This is a genomic window from Undibacterium sp. YM2, assembly GCF_009937975.1.
Classification (GTDB): domain Bacteria; phylum Pseudomonadota; class Gammaproteobacteria; order Burkholderiales; family Burkholderiaceae_D; genus Undibacterium.
Genome location: NZ_AP018441.1, coordinates 3,993,517 through 4,001,286 on the forward strand (window position 1 = coordinate 3,993,517; position 7,770 = coordinate 4,001,286).

The 7,770-nt window shown below is 51.6% G+C and carries 7 protein-coding genes; 3 read left to right on the forward strand and 4 right to left on the reverse strand.

What is annotated here, in order from left to right:
• Positions 1–157 precede the first annotated feature (157 nt).
• Positions 158–2,635 (forward strand): TonB-dependent siderophore receptor, encoded by a 2,478-nt coding sequence (locus UNDYM_RS17970; RefSeq protein ID WP_162042252.1) that lies wholly within the window; start codon positions 158–160, stop codon positions 2,633–2,635.
• 67 nt (positions 2,636–2,702) lie between these two features.
• Here the strand turns inward: UNDYM_RS17970 and UNDYM_RS17975 are convergent, their stop codons facing one another.
• Entirely contained in the window at positions 2,703–3,368 is a 666-nt protein-coding gene (locus UNDYM_RS17975; RefSeq protein ID WP_162042253.1) for a thioesterase II family protein, read from the reverse strand.
• A 60-nt stretch (positions 3,369–3,428) separates the two neighbouring features.
• Here UNDYM_RS17975 and UNDYM_RS17980 point away from each other — a divergent pair, with 60 nt between their 5' ends.
• A complete protein-coding gene (locus UNDYM_RS17980; protein WP_162042254.1) occupies positions 3,429–4,220 on the forward strand; it encodes a 4'-phosphopantetheinyl transferase superfamily protein in 792 nt (263 codons plus the stop codon).
• A 72-nt stretch (positions 4,221–4,292) separates the two neighbouring features.
• Here the strand turns inward: UNDYM_RS17980 and UNDYM_RS17985 are convergent, their stop codons facing one another.
• Positions 4,293–4,526 carry a hypothetical protein gene (locus UNDYM_RS17985; RefSeq protein WP_162042255.1) on the reverse strand — a complete coding sequence of 78 codons (234 nt, stop codon included), beginning with the start codon at positions 4,524–4,526 and terminating at the stop codon, positions 4,293–4,295.
• Between the two features lie 248 nt (positions 4,527–4,774).
• Between UNDYM_RS17985 and UNDYM_RS17990 the strand changes: the two genes are divergently transcribed.
• Positions 4,775–5,086, forward strand: coding sequence for an STAS domain-containing protein (locus UNDYM_RS17990; protein WP_162042256.1), 312 nt, complete (start codon positions 4,775–4,777; stop codon positions 5,084–5,086).
• 76 nt (positions 5,087–5,162) lie between these two features.
• Here the strand turns inward: UNDYM_RS17990 and UNDYM_RS17995 are convergent, their stop codons facing one another.
• Positions 5,163–7,418, reverse strand: a complete 2,256-nt coding sequence (locus tag UNDYM_RS17995; RefSeq protein ID WP_162042257.1) for an ABC transporter transmembrane domain-containing protein — start codon at positions 7,416–7,418, stop codon at positions 5,163–5,165.
• Between the two features lie 63 nt (positions 7,419–7,481).
• Positions 7,482–7,751 carry an acyl carrier protein gene (locus UNDYM_RS18000; protein ID WP_162042258.1) on the reverse strand — a complete coding sequence of 90 codons (270 nt, stop codon included), beginning with the start codon at positions 7,749–7,751 and terminating at the stop codon, positions 7,482–7,484.
• Positions 7,752–7,770 lie beyond the last annotated feature (19 nt).

Consider the following 7,770-nt stretch of genomic DNA (forward strand, 5'->3'; position numbering starts at 1 on the left):
GTCACTTGAGTACCAGGGAAACAGGCCGCATAAAAAAACCAGGCCAGGCTCATTTAGGAAGTGGCAAGAGGCAACAATGCGTATCATGGAAAATGGACGTATTGCCCTTGAACGGATGTTAGGGACGACAAACTTTAATAATATTCAGGAGCACAACATGAACTGCAACAAGCCTTTCCGCTTGTCGGCGATCACTATCGCCATGATGACATTATTGAGCCAGGCGCAAGCCCAGGTCGCCAGCAATCCAGAAACCAACACAGCGGCAACGGCCAATACTGCTAATGCCACTGCCCCAGCCAAGGCAGATGAAGTCCAGCAAATCGTCGTGACCGGTAATGCCCGCAACGGTGGCCAGCGCAAGATCGATGCGTCTTATTCCATCACGACTGCGAATGAAGAACAACTGAAACAGGCTGCTCCGAGCAGCACTGCCGATCTGCTGAAAATAGTGCCCGGTATTTATGCAGAATCCAGTGGCGGTAATGCCGGTGCCAATATAGGTGTGCGTGGTTTCCCCATTGATGGTGATGCGCCGTTTGTGACGATACAAATGAATGGCTCACCTTTGTTCCCGCCACCGACTCTGTCTTTTCTGGAAGGATCATCCTTGTTCCGTATTGATGACACTATAGAACGGGTAGAAGTCTTGCGCGGCGGCCCCAGCCCTATCTTCTCGAATGGCCAGCCTGGCGCGACCATGAACTTCCTGCTCAAGAAAGGCCGTGATGTGGCAGAGGGCAGTTTGCGAGCTACCGTGGGCACGGGTAATCTGCGTCGTATTGATGGCTATTATGGCGGCAAGATTGCCGATGGCTGGTATGGCACCATAGGTGGCTTTTACCGAGTGGCACAAGGTGTGCGTGACGGGCAATATCCGGCAGACGATGGCGGGCAAATCACTGCCAGCGTCACCAGAAAACTGGACCAGGGCGAGCTGACTTTTTATGCGCGTACCGTCAATGACAAAAATACTTTCTATACCGGTGTGCCGCTGATCTCTGCCAGCTCTGCGGGTGGCAAGCCAACGGCTTTCCCTGGCTTTGATCCTTTGACCGGTTCGCTGTACAGCAATGAATTGCGCAATGTCGCGCTGGAAGTCGGCCCTGGCCAGGTCATCAATAAAGACCTGGCAAATGGCCGCGGCCTGCAAGCCAATCTGTTTGGTGTGGATTTTTCGCAAACCATCAATGGCTGGAATATCAGTAACAAACTCAATCATTTCTCCGGTGATGCGCCTACGCTAGCTATCTTCACCGGTAATAGCCCGATGAGCATGTCCAGCTATATCAGCAGCGCCATCTCGTCTGCCAATGGCCAGGCCAACGTAGTAGCTGCGGCAGGTGGCAAGCAGGCTGTGTCGGGTACGGCAACTTATCTGAATGGTGGCGCTGCAGTGGCAGGTGACCAGCAAGTAATGTCTGCCGGTATCTGGTCGGTAGAAAAGAAACTGAGTTCTTTCACGGATGAACTGCGCATCAGCAAAGAGATCATCAAAGACCATACCTTTACCGCTGGCCTGTATTATGCTGACTATTCATCCAAGGACATGTGGTATCTGGGTAATAGCGTGCTGATGACAGCGACACCAAATGCCCGCCCTATCAATGTGCAGTTGAATAATGGCGTGATCGTCAGCGGCAATGGCCATGATGGCGCATCTTTCTACACCTTGAATGAAAATTTCTCGGCACAGAACACGGCGTTTTACCTGGCAGATGAATGGAAGATCAATGAGCGCATCCGCGTAGATGCTGGCGTACGTACCGAGAACCGTCGTTTGAATGGCGTTATCTCCAATCCAAAATCAGTGGATCTGGATAATAACCCGCTGACCCTGTACAACAACAGCGCATCGGTACTGAGCGGCAGCAATACTCCGGTCGATCGTTCTGACAATGAAGTATCTTATACCCTCGGTGGCAATTACAAGGTGTCAGAAAATTTCAGTGTATTTGCACGTCTGAATTCTGGCTTTGCCCTGCCACAGTTCGACACCATACGCGACAATGGCGTGAATGCACCTGTGACCAAGGTCAAGCAATATGAGATAGGCTTGAAGAGCGTGTCGGAATATTTCAGCGCCTACCTGACCTTCTTCCACAATACCTTCACAGGCCTGCCCTTCCAACAATTCTTGGCAGATGGCCGCAATGTGAATGCGATAGGTGGCTCCAGCGGTTCAGGCCTGGAATTTGAAGTGGCTGCCCGCCCGATCAAGAATTTCCAGATATCCCTCAGCGGTGCCTATCAGCAATCGAAGTATGAAAACTATGGCACCAATACTGGTAATGAAGTGAAGCGTCAGCCTAAGTTGCAGTTCCGCCTGTCACCTAGCTACCGCATCCCGTTCGACAATGGCGATATCAAGCTGTATGGCACTTACACCCATGTCGATGCACGCTTTGCTGATGCAGAAAACCAGCAATCACTGCCCAAGTATTACACGCTGGATGCAGGCATCCTGGTGGGTCTGGGTGACAATCTTGAATTCCGTCTGGCTGGCACCAACCTGACCAATCAACTCGGTCTGACGGAAGGTAATTCCCGCGTTATCGGCAGTGGCAGCAGCGTGGTCTTTGCCCGCCCTATCTTTGGTCGTGCGATTGAAGCGTCTGTGCTGTATCGCTTCTAAAACCGGTCTAAAACTGGTCTGTATTGATAATAAAGCGTGGTCCTGACCAGGGCCACGCTTTTTTCATTCAGGCGATCAGGCTTTGCACTTTTTCGACTTCATCAAACAGGAAGAAATGTCCGCCTGCAAATGTATGTACTTCAGGCGCATTCACAAAACATTCAGCCCAGGCCATGCCATCGGCCAGCGCTATCCTGTCATCTTGCCCCAACAGCACCCGTACAGGTACATCATGCTGGCGCTGGCTGCCATCGACATAAGCCTCTGCTGCACCTATGTCGGCACGCAGGATGGGTTCAAATAATTCCATCAATTGCGGCTCCGCCAGCACTTCTGCTGAAATGCCACCCATGTTTGCCACCCATTTCCAAAATTCCTTGTGCGGCAATTCTGCGTGATGTTGTAATACACGGCTATGCGGTGCGGCAGCGCCTGACAACACCAGTCTTTGTGGCAGGCTGGCGCCCAGCTCCACCAGTCTGTCCAGCATGGCCAGCGCTATATAGGCCCCCATGCTGTGTCCAAACAGAACATAAGGTTTGCCAGCGCTTGCACGCAAAGTAGGTTCGAGCAAAGCCGCTACCATCTCGGGGATGCTGTGCATCAAAGGCTGGCGCATATTACTGCCATGCCCAGGCGGGTCTAGCACCAGCCACTCGAGCGCATGTTCACGCGACAGTTTTGCATAGCTGTAGCTGCTGCCACCGGCGAATGGGTAGGCGATGATTTTCAATATACTATTCCTTTATCGGCGTTCTGAATATAATGCGGCACCAGTGAATATAACCTGTCTATGACCACGCACACAAACGATATGCAATTGAACCAGGCAGCAGCTATATGGGTAGCAAGGCTGGATCAATTGCGCTTACACCGGAGCAGCTTGCTACCCCTGTTAAGCGCGGCAGAGCATGTGCGCCACCAACGCTATCTCCAGCAAGATGACAGAGACCGGTATCTGGGTGGCCGTGCACTGGTCAAGCTGGCAGTTGCAAAAATGAGTGGTGTTTCTCCAGGAGAAATATCTGTCGCCACCACCGCCACAGGCAAGCCATTTGTCTTGATTCCCGGAAAAAATATACCTGTTCCTGCCATCAGTATTTCTCACGCCGGTGACCTGGTTGTGGTGGCATTGCAATATGCTGCCGTTCTGGGTGTCGATGTGGAATTATTCAACCATGACGTGAACCTTGATGATTTGATGAGCGTGGTTTGCAGCGAAGAAGAAATTGCAGAGATCAATCTTTCTCCACACAAGGACAGGGCGAAAAAATTTTATGAAGTCTGGGTGCTAAAAGAGGCCTATCTGAAAGCTACGGGCGAAGGTCTGTCCGCCGATGCACGGCGACTGGTTTTCAGTGTGGATGCCGCATCCAGGGTCAGCTTGTTGAGGCGACCTGACAATGACAATGGAGGGGAATGGGATTTTGCGCTCAGGCAGCATGACGGGCAGCATCTCATTGCATTGGCAAGCAGAAAAGCCAGATCCGGCGAGTGGCTTGAGCATGCATGCAAGACAGAAAAAAATATCCCTGCCTTTATAGATGCCGGTGATTTACTTGGGGAGTATTGTTCTCTGGAATAATGCCAGGTTACTGACATCAGGCACATGACCCGGATGAGCCATGTGCTCTGCTACCTCTGTTACTGCAGGGAATTACTTCTTGATACTGAGAACGATGGAGCCTGTCCAGTTTGCACCGCCGTTTTCGACGAGGATGCTCAATACATTGGTGATCTCTGTCCATTCCATGGAAACTTTTGCGCCGCCGATATCAACGCCATCAGATTTCAAAGTGCCGTTTGGGTCAGACAGCAACTTGGTACGGTATGCAGGATCTTGTGCTGATTTTGCGATTGCAGATGCCAGTTGGTCATATAAATGTGCCATTTTTCTTACCCCTAGTTTACGTGGTTCAACGAAAATAATATCGGAATGAAACGAAACTCTATGCCACCCGTTTCAGCTTAAAATTTAGGCAGCGAAGGCAATAGTACACTTGCACAGAAATGATGTCTAGCTTTTAACAAAGCGCAAAAAAATATTATTATTTTTGCGTTGTTAAAAGTACGATTTGCGTCGAAATTACGTCTAGAATAGGCAGCATTTAGCTCACAAACTTTCCTGTCAGGATCATTATGCCGAATATAAAAACATTTACACCTGCTGGCCGCCTGGACAGCAATAATTCTGCCGCATTTGAGAAAGAAATTTTGGCTGCCATTGAGGCTGGCGAGGTGCACATCCTCATCGATTTTTCTGAGCTTGCCTATATCAGCAGCGCTGGTTTGCGCGTGATCTTGCTGACAGCCAAGAAAACCAAGGCAGCCAGCGGCAAGCTGGTCTTGTGCAGCTTGAATGAATCGATCAATGAAGTATTTCTGGTCAGTGGTTTTAATGCCATCCTGGATATACAGGCGAACAAGGATGCTGCACTGGCACGCTTCTGAATTCATCAAGCCGTCACAAAAAGCTCTCGCAATTTTTTTGCGAGAGCTTTTTACTTTTTACCGTCCTATCTGACAATCAGGCATCTGCGGCTTCCATGATCGCCTGCGTCCACTCCGCCGCCCTTTCATAGGCGGTCGTTGTCACCGCTTCTTTCAGTTTAGGATCCGCATCCATCAACTCCATGAATTGCTGCCTGTCGAGACTGATGCAGGTACTATCGACCACCGCACGCACAGACCAGGTGCGCGGTACCGGGCGTATCAGGGCCATTTCACCAAAGTAGTCGCCGTCATCGAGCATGCCCAGCGGCGTTTCTTTGTCACCTTCGAGCTTCACATAGTTTTCCAGCTTGCCACGGGCGACGATGTAGAACTTGCTACCAGGCTCGCCCTCTTCAAATACCGGTTTGCCTGCGGCAAAGGATTCTGACACCAGCGACTTCGAGAGTTTTTGCAAGACTTCGTCCGAGCATTCAGACAGGAAAGGGATGCCCCTGAGACGTTCTACAGATACGCTGGCCTTACCGTCATCAGTAATGGTAAAACCGCTTTGCTTGCGCCACAGCATGGCATAGCGGCCATCCTTGGCGAGTAGTTCTTCATGCGTGCCCGACTCGACCACCTGGCCTTTTTCCATGACGATGATGAGATCGTAATTGGTGATATGGGTAAAGCGATGCGTGACGGACACCACAGTCCAGTCGGCAGAGATGGCATCGAGGGTCGCGCCTATCTCGGCTTCAGTATGAGCATCAAGTGCTGAAGTGGCTTCGTCCAGGAAAAGTATGCGTGGGTTGCGCAATAGCGCACGGGCTATGGCGATACGCTGGCGCTGTCCACCCGACAGGCTGCCGCCCTGGCTGCCGACTACGCTTTGGTAGCCATCTGGGAAAGTCTCTATCAGATCGTGGATACCCGCATCCTTGGCGGCGGCGACAATTTCATCATCGGTTGCATCCAGCCTGCCCATGCGTATGTTTTCTGCGATGCTGGTGTCGAACAAGGCTGTGTTTTGTAAGACCACGCTGGTTTGTGCGCGCAGCGATGCTTCTGTACCATCACGCAAGTCCACATTATCGAGCAAGATCTTGCCCTTGTTGGGATCATACAAGCGCATCAGCAAAGACAGTACCGTCGATTTGCCGGAGCCGGAGCCACCGACGATGGCAACCGTCTTGCCCGCCGGGATTTCTATATCGACGCCACGCAGGATGGGATGATCAGCCTGATAGGCAAATTCCACGCCTTGCAGTTTGAGGTTTTCCTGTATCGCTGGCAGTGCTGTGGCTGTGGGGCTATCGGGCAATGCTGGCTGCGCGCCCAGCAGTTTTTGTATGCGCGAATAACTGTTCATGCCCTGTACCAGCAAGGGGATGGCCTGGGTCAGGTTATCGGTAGCTCCACCAATATTAAGCAACAAGCCTATAAAGGCAATCAGCAGACCGGTGGTCAGAAAACCCATGACAGCCAGGATGGCACCGACACCCAGCACACCTATCTGCAAGAAACCGGCAGCGACATTGGTAGAACGGCCTATCATGGAGGTAAAGAAATTCGCCCTGAAATCATCTTCCTGCAAGCGCGTCAACCTTTCACCGAATTGCTGTTCACGGTATTTGCTGAGGTTGAAGGTGCGTATGGTCAGGTGGTTCAGCAAGTTCTCTTGGACCAGGCCTGCATTGCCGGATTGCAGGTCATCGCGTGAACGGCCAAACTTGCGCGCACGCGGGCCAAATGGCTTGGGAGCAAAGGCAATCATCGGCATGAGTACCAGCGCCACCATGGCCAGCCGCCATTCAATGACGAATAACAGAACCAGGCTGGTGACGATGGTCACCAGGCGCATGCAAAAGCTGGGCAAGCCACGCACCAGGGCAGTTTCTATCGCCATCACATCAGGGCCAAAGCAGGCAACGATGTCGCCTTGCGGTGTCTTGCTGAAAAAATCAGTCGATTGCTTTTGCAGGTTGGCGAACATCCTTTCCTGCAAACTCTTGGAGATACGTGAACCTATGGTGGCCGTACCAAAGTCCTGCATCAGGCCAGCACCCGCGTTGAGCAGGAAACCCACAGCCAGTATGCCCAGCAGCATTGCCAACAGAGGCATGTCCTTGTTGACGATGGCCTTGTCGAAGATATAGCGGTAGCTTAAGGGCATGAGCAGATTAAAACCTATCTGCACCAGCAAGGCCAATGCCACCAGGCTGGCCAGCAGGCGGTAAGTAAAGGCCAGACCCAGTGCCTGGCCGATGAAGCCCCAGAAACTGGTTTTATGCTCGCCGTCTGCGGGTTTGCTGTTTTCTTTTTTGGGTGCTGCCGTTTGATCGCTCATGCTTGCTCCGGTTTAAATTACCCATGCCGACTGGCGTGCTACCTTGCAGTCTCTGAATGTCTCTCAATGCCCTATCAATGTCGCTATGTATGCACTTAACAGATGTATCGTCGGATAATCCCAGACGATGGTCGATTCAATTTCTATGCCCAGCAAATCATCCAGCTCGACGATAAGGTCCATGACATTGATAGAATCCAGGCCCAGGCTGCTGAAGGGCATGTCGGGGTCTATGTCATTTTCGGCCTGTCCCATCAACTGAGCTACCCGCCGGATGAGCCAGTCTTCCAGCTGTTCTGCATTCCATGATTTTGTTGCCAGTTTTTCTGTCATTGTTTTTCCTGGATAGAAG